General features: G+C 74.6%; 21 protein-coding genes and 1 riboswitch. Of the genes, 18 read left to right on the forward strand and 3 right to left on the reverse strand.

What is annotated here, in order from left to right; all coding sequences use genetic code 11:
• Positions 1-28: 28 nt before the first annotated feature.
• Complete coding sequence (locus GY42_RS13535; RefSeq protein ID WP_046529726.1) at positions 29-580, reverse strand: TetR/AcrR family transcriptional regulator; 552 nt, start codon at positions 578-580, stop codon at positions 29-31.
• Between the two features lie 91 nt (positions 581-671).
• Here GY42_RS13535 and GY42_RS13540 point away from each other — a divergent pair, with 91 nt between their 5' ends.
• The 16 genes from GY42_RS13540 to GY42_RS13615 all read left to right on the forward strand — a co-directional run bounded on the left by GY42_RS13540 (position 672) and on the right by GY42_RS13615 (position 15,487).
• On the forward strand, positions 672-1,694 hold the full coding sequence (locus GY42_RS13540) for an SDR family NAD(P)-dependent oxidoreductase (protein ID WP_082131557.1): 1,023 nt from the start codon (positions 672-674) through the stop codon (positions 1,692-1,694).
• Positions 1,695-1,762: 68 nt separating this feature from the next.
• Entirely contained in the window at positions 1,763-2,146 is a 384-nt protein-coding gene (locus tag GY42_RS13545; protein ID WP_046529727.1) for a TFIIB-type zinc ribbon-containing protein, read from the forward strand.
• Between the two features lie 68 nt (positions 2,147-2,214).
• On the forward strand, positions 2,215-3,042 hold the full coding sequence (locus tag GY42_RS13550) for a hypothetical protein (protein ID WP_046529728.1): 828 nt from the start codon (positions 2,215-2,217) through the stop codon (positions 3,040-3,042).
• Between the two features lie 98 nt (positions 3,043-3,140).
• On the forward strand, positions 3,141-4,037 hold the full coding sequence (locus GY42_RS13555; RefSeq protein ID WP_046529729.1) for a DUF72 domain-containing protein: 897 nt from the start codon (positions 3,141-3,143) through the stop codon (positions 4,035-4,037).
• A gap of 131 nt (positions 4,038-4,168) precedes the next feature.
• On the forward strand, positions 4,169-4,474 hold the full coding sequence (locus GY42_RS13560; protein ID WP_046529730.1) for a hypothetical protein: 306 nt from the start codon (positions 4,169-4,171) through the stop codon (positions 4,472-4,474).
• A gap of 78 nt (positions 4,475-4,552) precedes the next feature.
• Positions 4,553-5,710 carry a lactate/malate family dehydrogenase gene (locus GY42_RS13565; RefSeq protein ID WP_082131558.1) on the forward strand — a complete coding sequence of 386 codons (1,158 nt, stop codon included), beginning with the start codon at positions 4,553-4,555 and terminating at the stop codon, positions 5,708-5,710.
• Positions 5,707-6,171 carry an ACT domain-containing protein gene (locus GY42_RS13570; protein ID WP_160309423.1) on the forward strand — a complete coding sequence of 155 codons (465 nt, stop codon included), beginning with the start codon at positions 5,707-5,709 and terminating at the stop codon, positions 6,169-6,171. The genes GY42_RS13565 and GY42_RS13570 overlap by 4 nt, the downstream gene beginning before the upstream one ends.
• 144 nt (positions 6,172-6,315) lie before the next feature.
• Entirely contained in the window at positions 6,316-7,005 is a 690-nt protein-coding gene (locus GY42_RS13575; protein WP_046529732.1) for a FadR/GntR family transcriptional regulator, read from the forward strand.
• Positions 7,006-7,127: 122 nt separating this feature from the next.
• On the forward strand, positions 7,128-8,384 hold the full coding sequence (locus GY42_RS18330) for an ABC transporter substrate-binding protein (RefSeq protein WP_052748395.1): 1,257 nt from the start codon (positions 7,128-7,130) through the stop codon (positions 8,382-8,384).
• A gap of 2 nt (positions 8,385-8,386) precedes the next feature.
• Complete coding sequence (locus GY42_RS13585; protein ID WP_052748396.1) at positions 8,387-9,346, forward strand: carbohydrate ABC transporter permease; 960 nt, start codon at positions 8,387-8,389, stop codon at positions 9,344-9,346.
• The gene (locus GY42_RS13590) at positions 9,343-10,197 is read left to right on the forward strand and encodes a carbohydrate ABC transporter permease (RefSeq protein ID WP_046529733.1); all 855 of its coding nucleotides are present in this window, start codon (positions 9,343-9,345) and stop codon (positions 10,195-10,197) included. Before GY42_RS13585 ends, GY42_RS13590 begins: the two co-directional genes overlap by 4 nt.
• 61 nt (positions 10,198-10,258) lie before the next feature.
• Positions 10,259-11,347, forward strand: a complete 1,089-nt coding sequence (locus tag GY42_RS13595; RefSeq protein ID WP_046529734.1) for a mandelate racemase/muconate lactonizing enzyme family protein — start codon at positions 10,259-10,261, stop codon at positions 11,345-11,347.
• Positions 11,348-11,349: 2 nt separating this feature from the next.
• Positions 11,350-12,174: an SDR family oxidoreductase gene (locus GY42_RS13600; RefSeq protein WP_046529735.1), complete on the forward strand. Its 825-nt coding sequence runs from the start codon at positions 11,350-11,352 to the stop codon at positions 12,172-12,174.
• Positions 12,171-13,067, forward strand: coding sequence for a dihydrodipicolinate synthase family protein (locus GY42_RS13605; protein ID WP_201775280.1), 897 nt, complete (start codon positions 12,171-12,173; stop codon positions 13,065-13,067). Before GY42_RS13600 ends, GY42_RS13605 begins: the two co-directional genes overlap by 4 nt.
• Positions 13,068-13,245: 178 nt before the next feature.
• Positions 13,246-14,883 (forward strand): fucose isomerase, encoded by a 1,638-nt coding sequence (locus GY42_RS13610; protein WP_046529736.1) that lies wholly within the window; start codon positions 13,246-13,248, stop codon positions 14,881-14,883.
• 106 nt (positions 14,884-14,989) lie between these two features.
• Positions 14,990-15,487 (forward strand): heme-degrading domain-containing protein, encoded by a 498-nt coding sequence (locus GY42_RS13615; protein WP_046529737.1) that lies wholly within the window; start codon positions 14,990-14,992, stop codon positions 15,485-15,487.
• Positions 15,488-15,530: 43 nt separating this feature from the next.
• Here the strand turns inward: GY42_RS13615 and GY42_RS13620 are convergent, their stop codons facing one another.
• The gene (locus GY42_RS13620) at positions 15,531-16,829 is read right to left on the reverse strand and encodes a hypothetical protein (RefSeq protein WP_052748397.1); all 1,299 of its coding nucleotides are present in this window, start codon (positions 16,827-16,829) and stop codon (positions 15,531-15,533) included.
• A 68-nt stretch (positions 16,830-16,897) separates the two neighbouring features.
• On the reverse strand, positions 16,898-19,549 hold the full coding sequence (locus GY42_RS13625; protein ID WP_046529738.1) for an alpha/beta hydrolase-fold protein: 2,652 nt from the start codon (positions 19,547-19,549) through the stop codon (positions 16,898-16,900).
• Positions 19,550-19,925: 376 nt separating this feature from the next.
• On the opposite strand from GY42_RS13625, the gene GY42_RS13630 reads away from it, so the two are divergent.
• A complete protein-coding gene (locus tag GY42_RS13630; RefSeq protein ID WP_082131560.1) occupies positions 19,926-20,549 on the forward strand; it encodes a SigE family RNA polymerase sigma factor in 624 nt (207 codons plus the stop codon).
• The gene (locus GY42_RS13635; protein ID WP_046529739.1) at positions 20,546-21,193 is read left to right on the forward strand and encodes a hypothetical protein; all 648 of its coding nucleotides are present in this window, start codon (positions 20,546-20,548) and stop codon (positions 21,191-21,193) included. Before GY42_RS13630 ends, GY42_RS13635 begins: the two co-directional genes overlap by 4 nt.
• Positions 21,194-21,263: 70 nt before the next feature.
• Positions 21,264-21,384: riboswitch (glycine riboswitch) on the forward strand.
• The last annotated feature ends 123 nt before the right edge of the window (positions 21,385-21,507 follow it).

Here is a 21,507-nt window from a genome sequence, read left to right on the forward strand (position 1 = left end):
CGCGGCTGGTCCCGCGCGCCCGGCACGCTCAGGGGCGCAGGCCGTGGAGCAGCACGGACGCGTAGCGCGCGGCCGCGCCGTCGTCGGCGGTGCGGGCCAGGCGGACCGCGACCTGCATGCCGCACACGAGGTGCTGCACGTCGACGGGCGTGAGGTCGGGGCGGACGTCCCCGGCGGCCTGTGCGCGGGCGAGCAGCGCGCCGAACGCGGTGAGCAGCTCGTCGAGCACGGCGCGCAGCTCGGGGCCGGCGTCGCCGGAGTCGCTCACGACCTCGGCGAGGGCGGGGTCGTCGGCGAGCAGGCGCATCGCGCCCACGACGAGGTCGCCGAACGCGTCGGCCGCGGGGTCGTCGGCGGCGTCGCGCACGGCCGTCACGAGCGGGTCGAGCGTCTCGAGCGCGAGCGCCTCGACGAGCGCCCGGTGGGACGGGAAGTGCCGGTACGCCGTGCCGACCCCGACGCCCGCGCGCGCGGCGACGTCGGCCAGCGCCGGGGGGTAGCCGCGCTCGTCGCGCGCGGTCCGGGCGGCGTCGAGCAGGGCGGTGCGGTTGCGCGCGGCGTCGGAGCGGAGGGCGGCCATGCGACGACCCTACCTTGAAACGGAATCCGGATCCGCTTAGAGTCCGCCAAGTCGGAACCGGAGAGTGGTTCCGCTTCTGATCGGAGTCGCCATGCCCGCGTCCACCACGCCCCGCGCCACCGCTGCCGCCCCGTCCCGCGGGCCCTTCCCCCGTCGCGCGTCGACCGCAGCCGCCACCGCGTGGGACCCGCACCACCTGCCCGACCAGACCGGCCGCACCGTGGTCGTCACGGGCGGCAGCGCGGGCATCGGCTACTTCATCGCCGAGCAGCTCGCGGGCGCCGGTGCGCACGTCGTCCTCGCCGCGCGCGACGCGGACCGCGCCGCCGCCGCGCAGGCCGCGATCACCACGCAGCACCCCGCCGCCGTCACCAGCGTGCTGCCGCTCGACCTCGCGTCGCTCGACTCGGTGCGCCGCGCGGCCGACGCGCTCGGCGACCTCGACCGCGTCGACGCGCTCGTGCTCAACGCGGCCGTCATGGTGCTGCGCACGGCCGGCGCGGTCACTGCCGACGGCTTCGACCCGGTCATGGGCACGGGGCACCTCGGCAACGCGGCGCTCGTCGCGCACGCGCTGCCCGTGCTGGCCCGCACGCCCGGCGCCCGCGTGGTCGGCACGACCAGCGGCCTCGTGCGGCGCTTCCACCCCGCGATCGGCGACCTCGCGGCGGCGTCCCGCCCGCTGCCGTCGGCACGGCCGCTGACCGTCGGCCGCCGGTACGTGCTGTCCAAGGCCGTGCACGAGGCGTTCTTCGCCGAGCTCGACCGGCACCTGCGCGCCACCGGCTCGTCGACCCTCGCGCTGCTCAGCCACCCCGGCGTCGCGATCGGCTCGCGCAGCCCCCTGCGGCCCGGGGTCCTCGACCCGCGCCGCGCCGACCGCGGCGTCGAGCCGCTGTGGGGCCTCGTCGGCGCGGGCAAGGACGCGGGCGCGTGGTCGGCCGTGCGCGCCGCCGCCGACCCGCACGTCGAGAGCGGGCAGTACTGGGGGCCCGCGGGCCGGGTCACCGGCCTGCCCGTGCTGGGTGCCGGCGACCCGCGCTACCGCGAGCCCGCGCTCGGGCGGCGCGTGCGCGAGGAGACCGAGGAGCTGGTCGGGGTGCGGCTGCCGTGACCGGGGCACCGGGCGGCCCACAGCCCGGCGACGTAGGTTGTGCCCACGCTGCCGAGAGGAGTCCCGCCATGCTGTGCCCCGTCGACCAGGCGACGCTCGTCATGACCGACCGCCAGGGTGTCGAGATCGACTACTGCCCGGTGTGCCGCGGCATCTGGCTGGACCGCGGCGAGCTCGACAAGATCCTCGACCGCGCCGCGCCGGCCGCACCGGGCGTCGACCCGCGCGCCGTCCCGGGCGCCGCGGCGCCCGCACCCGCGTACGGGACCCCCGAGCCGCGCGCGTACGACGACCGACGCGGGTACGACGAGCGCCCCGCTCCCGATCCTCGCGGGGGCTACGACCCCCGCGGCGGGTACGACCAGCGGGGCGGCTACGACGACCGCCGCGGGTACGACGGCCGCAAGCGCAAGAAGCGCGAGTCGTGGCTCGAGGACCTCTTCGACTTCTGACCCGACGTCCGACCCCGCCGACGCACCTCCACCGCTAGGGTCACGGCGACCCCGGTGACAGGAGAGACGTGAGGCTGTTCCGACGCGACCGCACCCCGCCGCCCGAGGCGCTCGGTGCGGGCACCGCCCTGACCGTCGACGTGATCGAGGGGCAGTTCACCTCGGCGCTGGTCTGGACGCGTGAGCTGCGCCGCGTGCTCGACGACGCGCAGCCGGCGCTCACGGTGCTGCACGCCGCGGGCTTCGAGGGAACCGTGCAGCTGCGTGCCGGTGACGAGCGCGGTGCCGTGCTCGGCGAGCTGCGGCAGCGCACCGGGCGCACGCTCGGGATCGAGGTCGAGCCCGGTGGCGACTTCGTCCTCGTCCTGGGTCGAGGGTCGCAGCAGCTACGGACCAGCCCGATCATGACCGAGCTCGTGGCGCTGCCCGGCCTCGGGCTCGAGGACCCGGGCGCCATCGCACTCGCCGAGGTCGTGCTCGCCGTCGCCGAGGTGGTCGCGGAGGAGGCGGACGACCCCGTCGCGCTACCGGCGCCGCTCACCGTCACGCAGGCCAACCTGCAGCTCCTCGCGGAGAACGACGACCTGCCCGAGCGCTGGTGCGCGTGCCTCTTCGTCACGCGTCCGCACGACGTGCCGCCGGACGCGGACGACGTGCTGCGGACCGCGCTGTGGATCGAGCACACCGAGGGAGTCAAGGTGCACCTCGACGGGTCGGTCGCCGACGACCCCAGCGAGCGGGACGACCCCGGCGCGGACTCGCACGCGGCTCTCGCGACGCTCGAGGAGTGGGCGGGCACGGACGTCGACCTCGGCCCGTACGCGCGCTGGCTCGCCGAGCGCACGCAGGAGTGGCTGGGCATGACAGTGCCGGGGCTGTCGCCGACCGGTCGCTGACCGGACCGGGCGGCCGGGGCGAGACCCGCCGGGACCCGTCGTGAGGCGGGACCGCGCCCCGGGCGGCGCCCGTGCCGGCTCGCTCCTACAGTCGCCGCATGGCAGGCGCGGTGCGCATCGGCATCTCGGGGTGGCGGTACCCGCCGTGGCGGGGCGTGTTCTACCCGCCGGGCCTGCCGCAGCGCAGCGAGCTCGCGTACGCGGCCGCGCACCTGGGGTCGATCGAGATCAACGGCTCGTTCTACTCGTTGCAGCGGCCGGACTCGTACCGCGCGTGGCGGGGCGACACCCCCGAGGGGTTCGTGTTCTCGGTGAAGGGCCCGCGCTTCGTCACGCACATGAAGAAGCTCGCGGGCGTCGAGACGCCGCTCGCGAACTTCTTCGCGTCGGGCGTGCTGGCGCTGGGCGACCGGCTCGGGCCGCTGCTGTGGCAGCTGCCGCCGAACCTCGGCTTCGACGCCGACCGGCTGGCCCGGTTCTTCGACCTGCTGCCGCGCAGCACCGCGGCGGCGGCGCGACTGGCGGAGCGGCACGACGACAAGGTCCCCGAGGGGCGCGCGCTGACGACGACGGACGCGGACCGGCCGCTGCGGCACGTGCTGGAGGTGCGGCACGACTCGTTCGTCACGCCCGCGTTCCCGCAGCTGCTGCGCGCGCACGACGTCGGCCTGGTCGTCGCCGACACCGCGGGACGCTGGCCGCACCTGGAGGACGTGACGAGCGACGTCGTCTACGTGCGCCTGCACGGGCACGGCGAGCTGTACGTGTCGGGGTACGACGACGCACAGCTCGACGCGTGGGCCGCGAAGGTCGCGGCGTGGGCCACGGGCGCGCCCCCGCCGGACGGCCCGCGCCTCACGCCCCCGGCACCCGACCGGCCGCGTGACGTGCACGTCTACTTCGACAACGACGTGAAGGTGCGCGCCCCGTTCGACGCGGCGGCGCTGGCGGCACGCCTCGCCGGGCGCGGTCTCGGGGTGCCCGCGGGTCGCTGAGGGGCGTTCCGCCGGACGGGTGGAGTCGTGGTCACAGCGCGAGCCCGTCGGTTATGACCGCTTAGTCTTCCCTGCGGCACGGCTGCGGGGCACGGCACCGCGGCACCGACACCACGAGCACGGGACGGCACATGATCTTCTTCGGCTGGGGACGACGCGGCAAGACGGCCGAGCTCGACCCGGGGCGCGTGCTGGTGCGCGCGTGGGCGTACTTCCACCTCTTCTGGCTGTTCCGCATCTCGTGGCCGAAGGGGTACACGCTCGCGACGGCCACGCCCGACGGCTGGGCGCAGCGCGCGATCTCCGACGAGGAGGGCCGCGCGCTCGACCCGAACGGTGCGACGGACGTCAACGTGTGGTGGCGCTTCGGGCTGCTGCTGCCGCTGGTCGGCATCGCCTGCTCGGTGGTCATCGCGTCGCTGTTCCCGTCCGCCTGACGTCCCGGGCCCGACCCGGACGCCCCGGCGCGGCCCCGCGCAACGTGCGCGTCATCCGGCACCCGTAGCGTGACCGGCATGGACGTGGCGGTGCTCGGGGCGACGGGCGACGTGGGCCGGCAGATCTGCACGCAGCTCGTGGAGCGGCAGGTGCTGCCGGCGACGTCGCGGCTGCAGCTCGTCGGGCGGCCCGGCGGGGCGTCGGGGCGCGCGGTGCACGGCCTGCGCACGGACCTCGTCGACGCGTACGACGAGCACGCGCCGCTGCTGGACGTCGCGCTCGACCCGGACGACGTGGTCGCGGACGTGGTCGTCGTGGCGGCCGGGCGCACGCCCCCGCCGACGAGCGGGGGCGTGCCCGCGTCGCGCGCGGAGCTCGCGGCCGACAACGCCGCCGTGTTCCGCGCGTACGCCGACGCGCTGGCCGCGCACGGGTCGGGCAGCGAGGTCGTCGTCGTGGTGTCGAACCCCGTCGAGCTGGGCGTCGCGATCCTCGCCGAGCGGCTGGGGCGGCACCGCGTGATCGGCATGGGCGCGTGGCTCGACACGCTGCGGTTCCGCCGCGAGCTCGCGGTGTCCCTGGGGGTGCGTCGGCACCGCGTGGGCGGGTTCGTCGGCGGGCAGCACGGCGAGGACGCGGTGCCGCTGTGGTCGACCGTGCGGATCAGCGGCCTCGACGTCGACGAGCGCGAGCGGGCCGTGGCGCGCCTGCGCGGCGGCCGCACGCTCGCGACGTTCCCCGCGGAGATCGCCGACGCGAAGGCGCAGCTCATGGCGCTCGCGTCGCGCGACATCGCGGCGGCGTTCGCGCTCATCGACACCTGGCCGCCCGACCTGCGGGTGGTCGCGCGGCCGTGGATGACGCACCAGTCGGGCGCCAAGACGGCCACGGGCACGGCGTCGGCGACGATCGACCTGGTCGAGACGATCCTCGACGGCCGCGAGATCGTGGTGGCCGGTCAGGTCGCGCTCGCGGGCGAGGCGTCGGTGGGCGGCTCACCGGTCGACGGGGTGCTGGGCGTGCCCGTCGTCGTCGGGCCCGAGGGCTGGACGCGCGTGCTGCTGGACCCGCTGCCGCCCGACGAGGACGCGCGCCTCGCGCAGGCGGCCGCGGCGATCGCGGCGGGCGCTGCGCCGTGGACGGGCCGCACCCCGGCGACGACGAGCCCGCCGACGACGAGCCCGCCGAGACCTGCGACGACGAGCCCGCCGACGACGGACGGAGCGGACCGGTGACCCACGACGACACGCGCTGGGTCGGCTACGTGCGCGCCGACCACCGCACCGGCAGCATCGCCGCGCTCGCGGGCGTGTTCGCGACCCGCGGCGTCAACGTCGACTCGATGGCGACGGGCGACGTGCACGACGACGCGGGACTGGTCGTCGTGACGTTCCGCGCGGGCGAGCGGCGAGCGCGCCTGCTCGCGCGCACGGTCGAGCGCCTGCCGCAGGTGCGCTCGGTGCTGCTGCGCCTCGCGGACGACGAGCGCGTGCGCGCCGCCGCGGTGGTCCGGCTGCCGCCGGGCGTCGCGTTCCGGCCGCCGCCCGAGGCGTCGGTGCGCTGGTCGGGTGACACCGCGACGGGTGACCCGCTGCTGGTCGAGGGGCCGCTCGCGGACGTCGAGCTCACGGTCGATGCGGCGCGCGCGGCCGGTGCGCACGCCGACGCCGCGGTCATCCAGCCGCCGTACGCGTGAGGGTCAGCACCCCACCTCGCAGCACCTTGTCGGACAAGTGACCACTTCGTGTTGTCCTGCCCGCTGCTGCCTGCCTAGCGTGGCGCTCGTCGCACTCCGGGTGCGGCGCGAGTCCTCGACGAAGAGGTGAGCAGCTTGTCCGACATGTTGGCGGGGCAGGACGAGGTCGACGTCCGGCTGGTCGAGCGGATCGTGGAGCTCGGCCTGCGGGTCGGCGAGGTGCTCCCCACGGAGTCGGAGATGGCGGCGGCCATGCACGCGGGGCGTCCGCAGGTCCGCGAGGCGCTGCGCGTCCTCGAGGCGTTCGGCGCGGTGCGGTCGCGGCAGGGGGCGCGGCGCGTGTGGCTCGGGTTCCACCCGGACCGGTTCGGCCTGTACCTCGCCGCGGTGCTGGGCGTGTCGGACCGGTCGGTCGAGGAGCTGTTCGAGATCCGGCACGCGTTCGAGATCAGCCACGTCGCCGAGGTGACGGCCCGCATGACGCTCGCCCAGCAGGACGACCTGCGGGCGACCGTCGCGGCGATGACGACCGGTGCGCGGCGCGGGCAGCCCGTGCACCGGGAGGACGAGGCGTTCCACCGTGCGCTGTTCTCGTCGGTCGAGAACCGCGTCTTCGAGGGCGTCTCGGCCGCGTTCTGGCGCCTGCACGGGCGCCTCGAGGGGGGCGCGCGGCAGCAGGAGGACCTGCTGTCCGTCGCGGCGATGCACGCGCGGATCCTCGAGGCCGTGGTCGCACGTGACGTGCGGCTCGCGACCCACGAGCTCGACGCGCACTTCTGGGGGGTCCGGCGCCGGCTCGACGACCGAGCGGCGACCGTCCCCGCCCTCACCTGACGGGTCGGGCACCACCGACCCGCACCACCTGTCCGGGACGCCCGGGCGCACCGTCGCGCCCCGGCACGCCCGGAGCACCCGACACCACCACTCGTAGGTCATGCACGGCTCAAGGAGGAGCAATGAAGGCACGCAGCAAGGTCGCCGCCGTCGCGCTGTCGATGGCCGCGGTCACCGCGCTCGCGGCGTGCGGGGGCGGCGACGACGCCGCCGAGGGGCCCACCACCGTCGAGTACTGGCTCTGGCAGGACGACGCCACCGACACCACCTGGGACGACCTCGCCAAGGACTTCAACGCGACGCACGACGACGTGCAGGTCAACCTCACGACGATCCCGCTCGAGCAGTACCAGGACCGGCTGCTCACGGCCGCGTCCTCGGGCACCGCGGCCTGCGCGGCGCGCAGCAAGGACTGGTGGCTCGGGCAGTTCGCGCCGCAGGGGATCCTCGCGGACCTCACCGACCAGGTCGACGCGTGGTCCGGCAAGGACGACGTCATCGACTCGCTGTGGGACACGGGCCGCCTCCCGGGCAGCGACGCGGTCTACATGCTGCCGCACCAGTACGTGACGCTGTGGCTGTACTACAACAAGGACCGCTTCGCGGAGGCGGGGATCGAGCCGCCGACGACCCAGCAGGAGTTCCTCGACGCCGCCGCGGCGCTCACCGACGCGGCGGCCGGCAAGTACGCGTTCGACGTGCGCGGCGGCGCGGGCGGCCAGGACCAGTGGATGGCCTGGATGTTCGCGGGCGGCGCCGACGTCGTCGACTCCGCGGGCGACGTCGTGCTCGACAGCCCGGAGGCCGTGGCCGCGAACGAGCGGTACCTGTCGGTCGTCACCGAGCTGGACGCCGCGCCCCCGGGCTCGGTGACCGCGGCGTTCGCGCCCGTGCAGACCAACTTCGCGGCCGGCACGACCGCGATGATGATCCACCACCCCGGCTCGCTCAACGCGATGCGCGAGGCCCTGGGCGACGCGCTCGGCGTCGTCCCGATCCCCGTCGGCGACGGCGCCGGGCCCTCGACGCTCACGTCGATGAGCGGCAACGTCGTGCTGCAGTCCTGCCAGGACAAGGACGCGGCGTTCGAGTGGATCTCGTGGCTCGCGACCGAGGAGCCGATGCGCACGGTCTCGACGTCGATCCAGGGGCAGCTGCCCGTGCTGGAGTCCGTCGCGGCGTCCGAGCCGTTCTCGACCGACCCCGACCTGCAGCTCGCGGTCGAGGCCGCGCGCACGGCCAAGAGCTGGCCGGCCCTGCCGGGCGTCGCGCAGCTCGCCGCCAAGGAGTTCCAGACGCAGGTGCAGATCGCGCTGCAGGGTCAGCAGTCCAGCGAGGAGATGCTCGCGAAGCTCGTCACGACGCTCGAGCAGGACTGACCATGACCACCGTCACCACCCGAGCGGCCGGTCCCACCGGCACCACCGGCACCGGCCGCTCGGCCACCACCCCCGCGCCGCGGCGTCGTCCGCGGCGCGGGCTGGAGGCCTATGTCTACCTCGCGCCCGCGCTCGTGCTGGTCGGCACGTTCGCCGGGTACCCGCTCGTGCGGTCCGTGTGGTTCGCGTTCAACGACGTCAACCCGTTCGTCGGCGTGCAGGGGTTCGTCGGCCTGCAGAACTTCGTGGACGTCGTCACCGCGCCCGACTTCGGGCTGCTGGCCCGCAACACGCTCGTCTGGACGCTGGGCGCGGTGCTGCTGCAGCTCGTGCTGGGCCTGGTCGGCGCGCACCTGCTGAACGCGAAGTTCCCGCTGCGGGGCGTGTACCGCGGGCTCGCGATGATCCCGTGGGCGACGCCCAGCGTGCTGGTCGCGCTCATGTGGATCTGGATCCTCGACCCCAACCACGGCGTGCTCAACGCGGCGCTGCGCGGGCTGGGGGTGATCGACCGGCCGATCGCGTTCCTCTCGGAGTCGTCGACCGCGCTGCCGACGCTCGTCGCGGTCGACGTGTGGCAGGGAGTGCCGCTGTTCGCGGTGATGATCCTGGCCGCGCTGCAGGGCGTCGCGCCCGAGCTGCGCGAGGCCGCGGGCATGGACGGCTGCGGGCCGGTGGGCGTGTTCCGGCACGTCGTGCTGCCGGCGATCCTGCCGACGATCCTCATCACGACCCTGCTGCGGCTCATCTGGACCGCGAACTACGTGGACCTGGTCCTCATCATGACCGGCGGCGGGCCGGGCCTGGCCTCGACGACGCTGTCGCTGCAGTCGTACGTCACGGCCTACAAGGCCATGGACTTCGGCACCGGTGCCGCGTACGCGGTGCTGCAGGCGGCCGTGCTGTCGGTGCTGGTCGTGGTCTACATCCGCCTCACCTCGAGGAAGGGGGCCGGCCGATGAGCGCCGTCTCCGCGCGGCTCACCGGCCTGGCGGCCGCGCGCCGCACCGGCCTGTACGTGCTGCTGACCGTCTGGATCGTGACGATCCTCGGGCCCTACGTGGTCATGTTCCTCACGTCGCTGACGCCGTCGTCGCAGCTCGCGTCCGCGGGTGCGTCGCTGTGGCCGTCCGAGATCAGCACCGCGGCGTACTCCGAGCTGCTGGGCTCGACGCCGTTCCTCACGTACCTGCGCAACAGCCTCGTGGTCGCGGCGGTCGCCGTGCCGCTGGCGCTGGTGTGCGCGAGCGGCGCCGCGATCGCGCTGTCCCGCTTCGAGTTCGTGGGGCGTCAGGTGTTCATGGTCGCGGTGCTCGTGGCGCAGCTGCTGCCCGCGGTGCTGCTCGTCATCTCGCTGCAGGGCCAGCTGCGGGTGTTCAACCTGCTCGACAACGTGCTGGGCCTCGCGCTCGTGCACGCGGCGTTCGCGACGCCGTTCGCGACGTGGCTGCTCAAGGGGTTCCTCGACTCGATCCCGCGCGAGCTCGAGGAGTCCGGCCGCATCGACGGCGCGAGCTCGTGGCAGGTGGTCCGCATGATCATCGTCCCGCTGCTCGCCCCCGGCATGGTCGCCGCCGGCACGTACATCTTCATCCTGTCGTGGAACGAGTTCCTGTACGCGCTGACCTTCATGCAGTCGACGTCGACGCGCACGCTGCCGATCGGCCTGCACCTGTTCATCGGCGAGTACCAGATCCGCTGGGACCTGCTCACCGCGGGCGGCGTGCTCGCCGTCCTCCCGGTCGTCGCCGGGTTCCTCGTCGTCCAGAAGCGCCTCGTCGCGGGCCTCGCCGCGGGCGCCGTCAAGGGGTGATCGCGCAGCGCAGACCCACCCCGCCGGCACCCGCACGCACCACCCCCGGAAGGACCCCGTCGTGAAGATCGAGAGCATCGAGTACCAGCTGTCCCGCCTGCCCCTGCCGAAGGGCACGTGGGGCGACCAGATCCACGTCGTCACCCACATCGAGATCATCACCGCGCACCTGACGACCGACACGGGCGTCGTGGGCGTGGGCCTGTCCCACACGTCCGGCGTCGGTGGGCGCGCCATGATGGCGATGCTCGAGGAGCTGACGCCGACCCTCCTCGGCCAGGAGGTCGCGGCCGTCCCGCTGTGGCACCGCTCGTGGCAGTACCTGCGCGACAACGGCCCCGGCGGCACGACGACGCTCGCGCTCGCGGCCGTCGACATCGCCGTGTGGGACGCGCTCGCCAAGGAGCGCAACGTGCCGCTCGCGGACCTCCTGGGCCGCGTGCGCGACCGCGTGCCGCTGTACGGGTCGGGCATCAACCTCAACCTGTCGGCCGAGGAGGTCGTCGAGCAGGTCAAGGGCTGGAAGGCCGACGGCTACTTCGCCGCCAAGGTCAAGGTCGGCAAGCCCGACCTCGAGGAGGACGTCGAGCGGCTCACCAAGATCCGCGAGGCCGTCGGCATGTACCCGCTCATGGTCGACGCGAACCAGGGCTGGACCCTCGGGCAGGCCGTGCAGGCCATGTCGCGGTTCGAGCACCTGGGCCTGTACTGGGTCGAGGAGCCGCTGCGCGTCGACGACGTCGTCGCGCACCAGCGGCTGCGGGCGCGCTCGACCACGCCGATCGGGCTGGGCGAGAACGTGTACACGCTGCAGCAGTTCAACCAGTACCTCGCGAACGACGCGTGCGACTTCGTGCAGGCCGACCTGGGGCGCGTCGGCGGCATCACGCCGTACCTCGACATCGCGGCGCTCGCCCGCGCGTACTGCGCGCCCATGGCCCCGCACTTCGTCGTCGAGCTGTCCGCGCACGTCCTGTGCTCGGTGCCCAACGCGCTGTGCGGCGAGATGACCGACGGCGGCACGCTCACCGAGCTCGGCGCGATCCTCCCGCAGCCGCCGCAGCGCGGGTTCTTCGTGCCGCGCGACGTGCCCGGCCACGGCCTCGAGCTCGACACCGAGCACCTCGCGGCGCACCGGGTGGAGGTGTGACCGTGACCGACCACCTCTTCGGCCTCGAGGGCCGCACGATCGTCGTCACCGGCGCGCTGGGTCAGCTCGGCTCGGCCCTCACGCGTGAGCTGCTGGCGCGCGGCGCGCGCGTCGCGGCGGTCTCGCGCGAGGCCGCACCCGGCCCGGGGCACGCGCTCGCGGACCTCGTGGACCACCCGCACCTGCGGTTCGCGGCGCTCGACATCGCCGACCAGGGCAGCATCGAGGCGGGTCTCGACGCCGTGCTGGAGCCGTGGGGCGCGCCCGACGGCCTGGTCAACACCGCGGGCATCGACACGCAGCCCAGCGCGCCGCCCGAGGTCTCGGGCCCGTTCGAGCAGTTCCCGGTCGAGGTGTTCCGGCAGGTCGTGGACGTCAACCTCACGGGCACGTTCCTCATCACGCAGGCCGTGGGGCGGCGCATCCGCGAGGCCGGCAAGCCCGGCTCGATCGTCGCGGTCGGCTCGATCTACGGCATGCTCTCGCCGGTCCAGGACATCTACGCGTACCAGGAGGAGCGCACGGGCGTCCCGTTCGTGAAGCCCGTCGCGTACTCGGCGTCGAAGTCCGGGATCTACAACCTCACGCGGTACTGCGCGACGTACTGGGGCCGGCACGGCATCCGCGTCAACACGCTCACGCCGTCGGGGATCGAGCGGGACACGCAGGACGCGACGTTCCAGGCCAACTACACGAGCCGCATCCCGATCGGCCGCATGGCCACGACGGACGACTTCCTGGCGCCCGTCGTCTACCTGCTCAGCGACGGCTCGCGCTACATGACGGGCGCGAACCTCGTGGTCGACGGCGGGTGGACGGCGTGGTGAGCGACCTCGAGCGCATCTTCTCGGCGCTCGTCACCCCCACGCGCGCGGACGACGCGGTCGACCTCGACGTGCTGGGCGAGGTCGTCGAGGAGCAGCTCGCGCGCGGCGTCGAGGGGTTCTACTGCTGCGGCTCGTCGGGCGAGGCGCTGCTGCTCTCGCTCGACGAGCGGCAGCAGGTCGTCGAGCGCGTGACCCGGCAGGTGGCCGGGCGCGTGCCGGTCGTCGCGCACGTCGGCACCGCGAGCACCGCGCAGACGGTCGCGCTCGCGCGGGCCGCGCAGGAGTCCGGCGTCTCGGCGATCTCGATGATCCCGCCGTACTACTACGCGTTCACGCCCGACGAGATCGAGCGGTACTACCTCGAGGTCGTCGAGGCGGTGGACGTACCGGTGCTGCTCTACAACATCCCGCAGTTCACGCGCGTCGCGTTCGACAAGTCCAACGCGTCGACGCTGCTGGCGCACCCGCGCGTGGTCGGCATGAAGCACACCGACCACAACCTGTACTCGCTCGAACGGCTCGTGCAGGCGTTCCCCGACAAGGTCTTCGTCAACGGGTTCGACGAGCAGTACCTGTCGGCCCTGACGGTGGGTGCGCGCGCGACGATCGGCACGACCGTCAACATCCAGCCCGAGCTGTTCGCGCGCGTGCGCGACCGGTTCGCCGCGGGCGACCTGGCGGGCGCGCGGCGCACGCAGTCGCAGATCAACGAGGTCGTCGAGACGCTCGTCGCGCACGGCGTGTTCCAGTCCGCCAAGTACCTGGCGTGCGCGCGCGGCGACGCCACGGGCAACTGCCGGCGGCCCTTCCGCCCGCTCGACGACGACGACCGGGCGGCGCTCGACGCGCTGCGGGGCCGCATCGCGGCGTTCGTCGAGCAGGACGCGGCATGACAGGCCCGGCCGTGCCCACGCAGCGGCGAGGGGCGGCCGTGCCCCCGACGTCCGCAGCCGAGCGCACCGCCGACCCGCACCCCGCGGACCAGCACCGCGCCGCCACGCACCCCGCCCCCGCGCACCCCGCCCCGCGCACCGTCGCGCGGCGGGCCCCGACCACCGAGGAGAGACCGCCATGTCCACCTACGCCGTGCCCACGCTCGCCCCTGAGCCGGTTGCTCCGCCGCGGACGGCGTTCCTGGTGGCGTCGGGTGATCTGCGGGAGTCGGCGAACATCGCGGGGTGGGCGACGCAGGTGGCGTTGGAGCGGGTGGTGACTGACGCGTTCGCGGAGCAGGGGTGGGATCTGGTGCGGGCGAACGGGGTGGATCCGGTGACGGGTCATGGGTTCATCAGCTCGCAGCGGATGGGTCTGGAGGTGTTCGCGAGCGTTCCGCCGGATGCGCCTCTGGTGGTGGCTGAGGCGGTGTGGCAGTACTCGCACCATGTGCTGGCGGGGTTGCGGTCGCATCGGGGTCCGGTGTTGACGGTGGCGAACTTCGCGGGGGACTGGCCGGGTCTGGTGGGTCTGCTGGGGTTGAACGCGGGCATGACGAAGATGGGTCGGGAGTACTCGACGATCTGGACGGTCGACGGCACGGACGCGTGGTTCCGTGCGGGGGTCGCGGCGTGGTTGACCGAGTGGCGGATCGTGCACGACGCGTCGCACGTGCGCCCGTTGCCGGTGCTGCCGGAGGGGCCCGAGCAGGCCCTGGGGGAGGCGTTGGCGGCGCAGCTCCTGCGCGAGAAGGCGATCGTCGGGGTGTTCGACGAGGGTTGCATGGGGATGTACAACGCGATCTTCGACGACGAGCTGCTGAACCCGACGGGGATCTACAAGGAGCGGTTGTCGCAGTCGGCGTTGTGGGCGCAGATGCAGCAGGTCCCCGACGAGGTCGCGAACGGTGTCCACCAGTGGTTGCTGGACGCGGGGATGACGTTCCGTCTGGGCACCGATGAGGCGACGGAGCTGACGCGTGAGCAGCTGCAGTGGCAGTACAAGATGTACGTGGCGGCGTTGTGGATCGCTGAGGACTTCGGTCTGGACGCGGTGGGGATCCAGTATCAGCAGGGGTTGAAGGACGTGTGCCCGGCCTCGGACCTGGCCGAGGGGTTGTTGAACAACGTGGCGCGTCCGCCGGTGCGTTCGCGTGACGGGTCGCGGGTGCTGTGGGACGGGCGGGCGTTGCCGCACTTCAACGAGGCCGACGAGGGTGTCGCGGTCGACGCGCTGGTGACCAACCGGGTGTGGTCGGCGATGGGTCTGGACCCGGCGACCACGTTGCACGACGTGCGCTGGGGCGAGGAGCACGACGGCCGGTTCGTGTGGGTGTGGGAGATCTCGGGGTCCGTGCCCGCCTCCCACCTGGACGGCGGGTACGCCGGGGCCGAGGGGTGGCGGCAGGACCCGGTGTTCTTCCCCGCCGGCGGCTCGACCCTCAACGGCGTGTGCAAGGCCGGGGAAGTGGTCTGGTCCCGGGTCTACATCGCCGACGGTCGTCTGCACGCTGATCTGGGCCGGGCCACCGCGGTCGACCTGCCCGCCGCCGAGACCCAGCGCCGCAAGCAGGCCACGAACCCCGAGTGGCCGATCCTGCACGCCGTGCTGCACGGCGTGACCCGCGACCAGTTCATGGCCCGCCACAAGGCCAACCACCTCAACGTGGCCTACGCCCCCGACGCGACCACCGCCGACAAGGCCCTGACCGCCAAGGCCGCCATGCTCCACGGCATGGGCATCGAGGTCCACCTCTGCGGCGACATCCAGATCTGACCACCGGAGCAGGGCACGGAGCAGGCGCCGTACGCCCGGCCGCGGCACCGCGGCCGGGCGTACGGTCGGGTGCCGGCGCACGGCCGGCGGACGAGAGGGACGGCACATGGCTGACACGCAGGACGACGCGACGGCGCTGGTCGAGCGGCTCGAGGCCGAGCTGCGGGACGTGACGCTCGTGCGGTTCGGGCACGACGACGCGTGGTGGCTCGGCACGTGGGTCTGGCGCGTCGCCGCCGAGCGCGACCTGCCGGTCGTGGTCGACGTGCGCCGCGGCGAGCACCAGCTCGTGCACGCGTCCCGGCCGGGCACGTGCGCCGACAACGACGGGTGGGTCGAGCGCAAGGTGCGCACGGTCCGCCGGTTCGGCACCGCGTCGTACGTCGTCGGGCGGCGGCTGGCCGCCAAGGGCCAGACGCTCGCCGACTACGGCCTCGACCCCGCGCGCTACGCGACCGCGGGCGGCTGCGTCCCCGTCGTCGTGGACGGTGCCGGTGCCGTCGGCACGCTCGCGATCTCGGGGCTGCCGCAGGCCGACGACCACGCGCTCGCGCTCGAGGCGCTGCGCGCGCTGCGGGCCGCGCAGGAGGCCGGCGAGGTCTGAGGCCCGCGACGGGCGGCGCGAGCGTCGCGACGACGGGTCGGCGTCAGGCGGTGTCGGTGCGGGCCGCCGGCACCGCCGGCGTCGCCTCCGCGTCGTCGGCCCCCGCCGGCGTCGTCGCCGACCGCTCCGGGCCGGCCGGCTGCGCTGCCGCCGGCACCCCCGCCGCCGCCAGCGCGGCGTCGACCCGCGACTGCACGAGCGCGGCCGTGCGCCGGCGCCGCCACCTCACCAGCACGACCCCGCCGACCACCACGACCAGCAGCGCGAGCTGCGACCACGGAACGGCCCACACCACGACCGACGCCGAGCCCGTGCGCAGCGCCGCGTCCACGACGTCGTCGCCCACGACCCACGGGCGCGTGTCGACGTGCCCGGCCGCGCGGACCACGGGCCACACCCGCAGGTCGCCCTCGACCCACGCGGACTGCCCGGGCAGCACCTCGCGCAGCTCGGCGCGGTGCTCGGCGGCGCCGACCCCGGCCGGCCCCGCGAGCTCCGCGACCGTGCGGGCCGCGAGGCGCACGTCGCCGGTGTTCGCGACGCGGTAGCGCACGTGCACCGTGCCGGGCGCGAACGGGTTCCACGACGGCACCCAGCGCGCCTCGACGTCCTGCGGCGCGAGCGCGGCCGTGACCTCGCCCGTCACGCGCAGGTGCAGGCGCACGCCCGTGCGCGCCGCGAGCCGCACGCCCTCACCCGTGACGAGCTCGGCCACGACGCCCGCCGGGTGGTCGCCCGGCGTCGCGTCCGCGGGCACCGTGACCGTCACCGGCACGGTCGCGCGCGCACCGGGGTCGAGCGTGACGCGCAGCGCGCCGTCCGCCTGGCGCTCGGCCCCGGGGACGTCGCCGAGCGTGACCCACGCGCCGCCGTCCGCGGGTGTCGAGCCGCCGGGCGGCAGGTCGAAGTCGCCGCCCTCGGACAGCGTGCCGTCGCCCGCGTACACCGCGAACGTCGCGGCGCGCTCGCCCAGGTTGTCGAGCACGACCGCGTCGTCGACCGACGCCCCCGGGTCGAGGACGTGCCGCAGCGACAGCCGCCCGTCCGGGCCGTCGGGCGTCCCGGGGCGCACGGACCACGTGACGGCGGGCGTCCCGGCGTCCGTCGTCGCCGGGACGGGCGCGGGTCCCAGCGCGGCCGCGGGTGCGGCGGCGCCGGCCGCGGCGAGCGCCGCGAGCACACCCGCGGCGAGGAGGCGCCCGGCGCGGACGTGCACGGCGCGGGCGCCGGCGGTGCGGTGCGTGCGGTCGGTGCGGCGGGTGTGGTCGGTGCGGCGCGTGCGCGTGCCCCGCGGCGCGGGGGTGGTGCGCGGCGCGCGGGCGGCGTGGGGCGTGCGGTGCATGGGTCTCTCCTCGGTCCGGCGTGCGGCGGGGGTGGCCCCCCGCCGCACGCCGGTGTCCGTCGGTCGGGTCAGTCGACGGGGAACAGCGTCAGGCTCAACGTGCCCGCGTACTCCCCGGGCGCGGTGTCGACCGGCACGTCGAGCACGAGGTCCGCGCCCAGCGTCGCCGTGCCGACCCGGCCCTCGGCGGTCGCCGACGCGAGCCGGCCGGGCACGGCCAGCCCCTCGCCGCCGCCGAGCGCCGTCGCGCGCGCGTCGCCCGCCACCAGCCCGGCCCGCGGCGTCTCGACCCGCGGCGTCCACCCCAGGTGCTTGCCCTCGAGCAGGCGCGCCCCGGAGTCGAACGTGTACGCCTGGCCGGTGACGGCCCACCCGGTGACCCCCGCCTGCGCGACGGTCCGCGAGTCGGTGACGGTCACGGCGGGCAGCTGCCCCCGGAACCGCAGCGCGGTTCCGGTCTGCTGCGGCCCGTCGAGCGTGACGCCCGAGCCGTCGTCGGCCACGGACAGCGCGAGCACGCCGTCCTGCCCCTCCGGCACGACCGCCCGCAGCTCGACGCCCTGCGTCCCGCCGTCCTCGCGGAACAGGCGCGGCAGCAGGTCGATGAGGTTCGTCGACCACACCTCGAACCCGTGCGGGCCCTGCGTGACGCCGGCGAACTCGTGCTCGACCCCGTTCTTCTCCAGCAGGTCCAGCAGGTTCATCGTCTGCTGGTAGGTGAAGTCGGTCTTGTCACCGGTGTACATGCGCGCCAGCCGCGTCTCGGCGTTGACGGCCGCCGCGTCGAACTGCGGCGTGCCGAAGAACAGCCCGCCCGAGAACGCGCCGACCCACCCGAACTGACCCGGACGGGTCAGCCACGTGTTGAGCGTGTTCATCGCGCCCATCGACAGGCCCGCGATGCCCTGCCCGGCCGCGTCGGACCGGATGTGGTACGCCGCGCGCGCCGCCGGTGCGAGGTTGTCGAGCAGCTCGGTCGGGAAGTCGGGCACGTTGCCGTTGCCCATGACGACGACCATCGGGACGATGCCGCCCTGCGCCGAGTAGTTGTCGAGGATCTGCGGCGCACGGCCCACCTCGACCCAGTCGCCGTAGTTCTGCCCGCCGCCGTGGTTGAGGTACAGCACGGGGTACGGCTCGGCGCGGTCCGGGTCGTAGCCCGGCGGCGTCCAGACGTACGCCTTGCGCTCCTCGTTCGCGACCTTGCTGTCGTACGTCAGCAGGGACAGCTCGCCCCGCTGGCCCTCCGGGGCGTCGGCGAGCATGCGGTCGTTCTCGCCCGGCACGAACAGCGGGCTGACGCCGGTGAGCGTGTTCACCGTGTCGGCAGGGTCCTTCTCGTCGACCCCGTCCACCACGTACCGGTAGTAGTAGAAGCCGTCGAGCGGCCCCATCGACAGCCGCCACCGGTCGCCGACCTTCGTCATCGGCACCCGGAACCACGCGCCGTTCGGCGCCCAGTTCGCCCACACCGTGACGCCCTTCGCGTCGGCCCACTGCGTGCCGGTCTCGAACGTGACGATGCCGTCCGCGTCGACGTGCGGGGTCGTGATCGAGCCCGCCGCGGGCGGCGTGTAGCGCGCGTCGAGCGGGCGGTGCCCCTCGCGCGGGCCGTGCCCCGCGTCGTCCTGGAAGACGCGCGACGCGAAGTCCCGCAGGCCCTCGCGCCACGTGTCCCACGTGCCGCCCGTGTCGGGGTCGACGCCGTCGAACTCGTGCTCGACGCCTGCGCGCTCGAGCGTGCGCAGCAGGTCGTGCGTGCTGTTGTACGCGGGGTCGAGCACGTTGCCGACGTAGACGCGCAGCCGGTCGGTGCCCGCGTTGATCTCGCGCGCGGTGCTCGCGCTGATCGACCCGGTGAGCCGCCCGGAGAACGACGCGACCTCGGAGAACACGCCCGGGTCGGTCCGCAGCACGGTGAGCGCGTGGTGCGCGCCGTCGCCGATGCCGGCCAGCGCCTGGCCGGCCGCGTCGTCGGTCACGTGGTACGCGTCGCGGGTCGCGGCGACCACGCCGTCGAGCAGCTCGGTGCGCGGGTCGGTGCCCCGCGCGTCGGCCATGACGACGACCATGTCGGCCAGGCCGCCCTGGGCGGCCAGGTTGTCCAGGACCTGCGGCGCGCGGCCCAGCTCGGCCCACTCGCGCGCCGACTGCGAGCCGTCGGCGAGCAGGTAGAGCACGGGGTAGGCGTCGGCGCGGCCGGGGTCGTAGCCCGGCGGCGTCCACACCAGCGCGTCCCGCTCGGCGCCGTCGACGGGGCTGTCGTACGCGAGGTCGGCGACCGTGCCGCCGTGCGCGACGTCCGCCATCCACTGCACCGACGGTCCGGGCACGAACAGCGTGCTCCACGTGGGGTGCGCCGTCACCGCGACGGGGCTCGTGGGCTCCTTGAACGACTTCTTGGTCCGGTCGGGCCACGTGGCCGTGTACTGGTAGTAGTACAGGCCGGGCTGGAGGATCCCCACCTGCGTCGGGTAGTCGGTCCCGCTCGGGTCCATGGCCAGGTCCGACCACGTGCCCGCGGGCCCGAAGTTGCCCTGGAGCTCGACCTGCGCGGGCTTGCTGCCCAGGATCCGCTCGGCCTCGGCCTGCGGCACCACGAACCGGTGGTAGCCCTCGGGCGTCACCGACACCCACGGGTCCGGCGCCACCGGGTCGGCCGCCGCGGACGGAGCCATCGCCGCCGCCGTGCCGAGCGCCAGCGCGGCGCCGGTGACCACGGCCGTGGTCCTGCGTGCTGCGCCACGGGCCTGCCGTGGCGTTCTTCCCCTCATCCCCATCGGTACCCCTTTCACGGTCCCGACCGGCAGGGGACGTCGCGGCCCCGCGCTCGTCCTCGAGCGTGGGGGAGTACGTCCTGCGCCACCCCCTGACGGAGCCACGGACGCCTGCGTCCGCGGCCTTCCCGCCGTCCTGCGACGGTGCAGGGGCGGGTGCCCGAATGCTGTCGGGTCGAGAGGTTTAACGTCAACCTTCCGAGTGCACCGGGGTGTGCAGGGCGGCGCGGCGCACGGCTCGGCCGTACCGGGACCCGGGCCCGTGCAACCGTTCCGGGGGCCGCGAGCGTCTAGGGGGCATGGGGCGAGAGGGCGGACGATGACACGAGACGACGAGTTCCGCGCATGGACGCAGCAGCACCGACAGGGGCTGGTCCGCACGGCGACGCTCCTGACGGCGGGCGACGGGCACACCGCCGAGGACGTCGTGCAGGCCACGCTGACCAGCCTCTACGTGGCGTGGCCGCGGGTGAGGCTCGCCGACGACCGCAGCGCGTACGTGCGCCGTGCCCTCCTCAACGCGTTCACCGACGAGATGCGGGCGCGTGCGCGCCGCCGCGAGGACCTGCGCAGCGAGCCGCCCGACGACGCCGTGCCCCTCGGTGCCGTGGACCCCGACATGCTGCTGCTCTACGACGCCCTGCGCGAGCTGCCCGACCGCATGCGCGCGACCGTCGTGCTGCGGTACTTCCACGACCTGAGCGTGCAGGACACTGCGCGGACCCTGCGGTGCACGCAGGGCACCGTCAAGAGCCAGACCGCCCGCGCGCTCGACAAGCTCCGGGTCCGCCTCGGTCCGACGCTCGGGCCGCCCGCGGACGCCCGCGCCGCCCCCTCCCTCCCGACCGGCGCGCCGACCGACGCACCGGCCGTCCGCACGACCGACCACCCGTCCGACGGCACGGCTCTCGCCGCCGTCCCCGCACCGAGGAGCGTGGCATGACCCACGACGACGCCCCGCACGACGGAACCGCCCTGACCGACCTGCTGACGCGTGCGGCGGCCACGGTCGTCGCCGTCCCCGGCGACGAGCTGCTCGACGACGACCTGCGGCGTGGGCGTGAGGCGCGCCGACGCCGCACCCTGGGGCGGCTCGCCGGGGTCGGTGTGGTGGCCGTCCTCGGCGTCGGGCTGTCGCTCGCGCTGCCGCGCGGCACGACCGCACCGGCCGCCGCCGTGCCGCTCGTGGCCTTCACGGGCGAGGACGTCACAGGTTTCGAGCTGGAGGTCGTGCCCGAGGGCTGGCGCGTCCTCACGTCCCACGCGGGTGACCTGGTCCTGGCCTCGCACGACGACGACGGCGCCCAGCCCGGCAGCTTCGCCGGGCGCATCGCGATCATGCTGACGGAGGAGCAGTACCTGCCGGGCGCGCCGGCGGACGCCGTGCGCGTCACGGCGGGGGGCAGGGACGTCCTGGTGTTCACGACGCCCGGCACCTCCCCGTCGCAGGGGGTGTCCGTCGCGCAGCCCGACGGGTCGTACCTGTACGTCCAGGTCCCCGCCGAGGTGCGTTGGTCGGATCAGCAGGCGGCCGACTTCGCCGTCACGGTGGGGGTCACGCCGGAGGCGGTCGTCGGGGTCGGCTGAGACGCCGGCGCCGCGGTGGGGTGGGTGCCGTACGCTGACGGTGACCCACCCCACAACTGAACACGCTGCTCGAACCGCGGCGGGAGAGCTCCCGCCGACCGTCCGCCCGCACACCGGCGGGCGGCAGCGCGGGACGCCGAAGGAGCAACCCTCCCCGGGAATCTCTCAGGCCCCCGTACCGCCGCGGCCAGGCAACTCTGGAAAGCGGCGCCGGCCAGGTCCGGCGCCCACCGACGGTGCAAGTCGGCGCGCCCCGGAGCCCGTCCCGTGGGACGCGCTCATGGCGGACCGGCAAAACTCTCAGGTCACCCCTG

The sequence above is a fragment of the Cellulomonas sp. FA1 genome, from assembly GCF_000986825.1.
GTDB lineage: Bacteria > Actinomycetota > Actinomycetes > Actinomycetales > Cellulomonadaceae > Cellulomonas > Cellulomonas iranensis.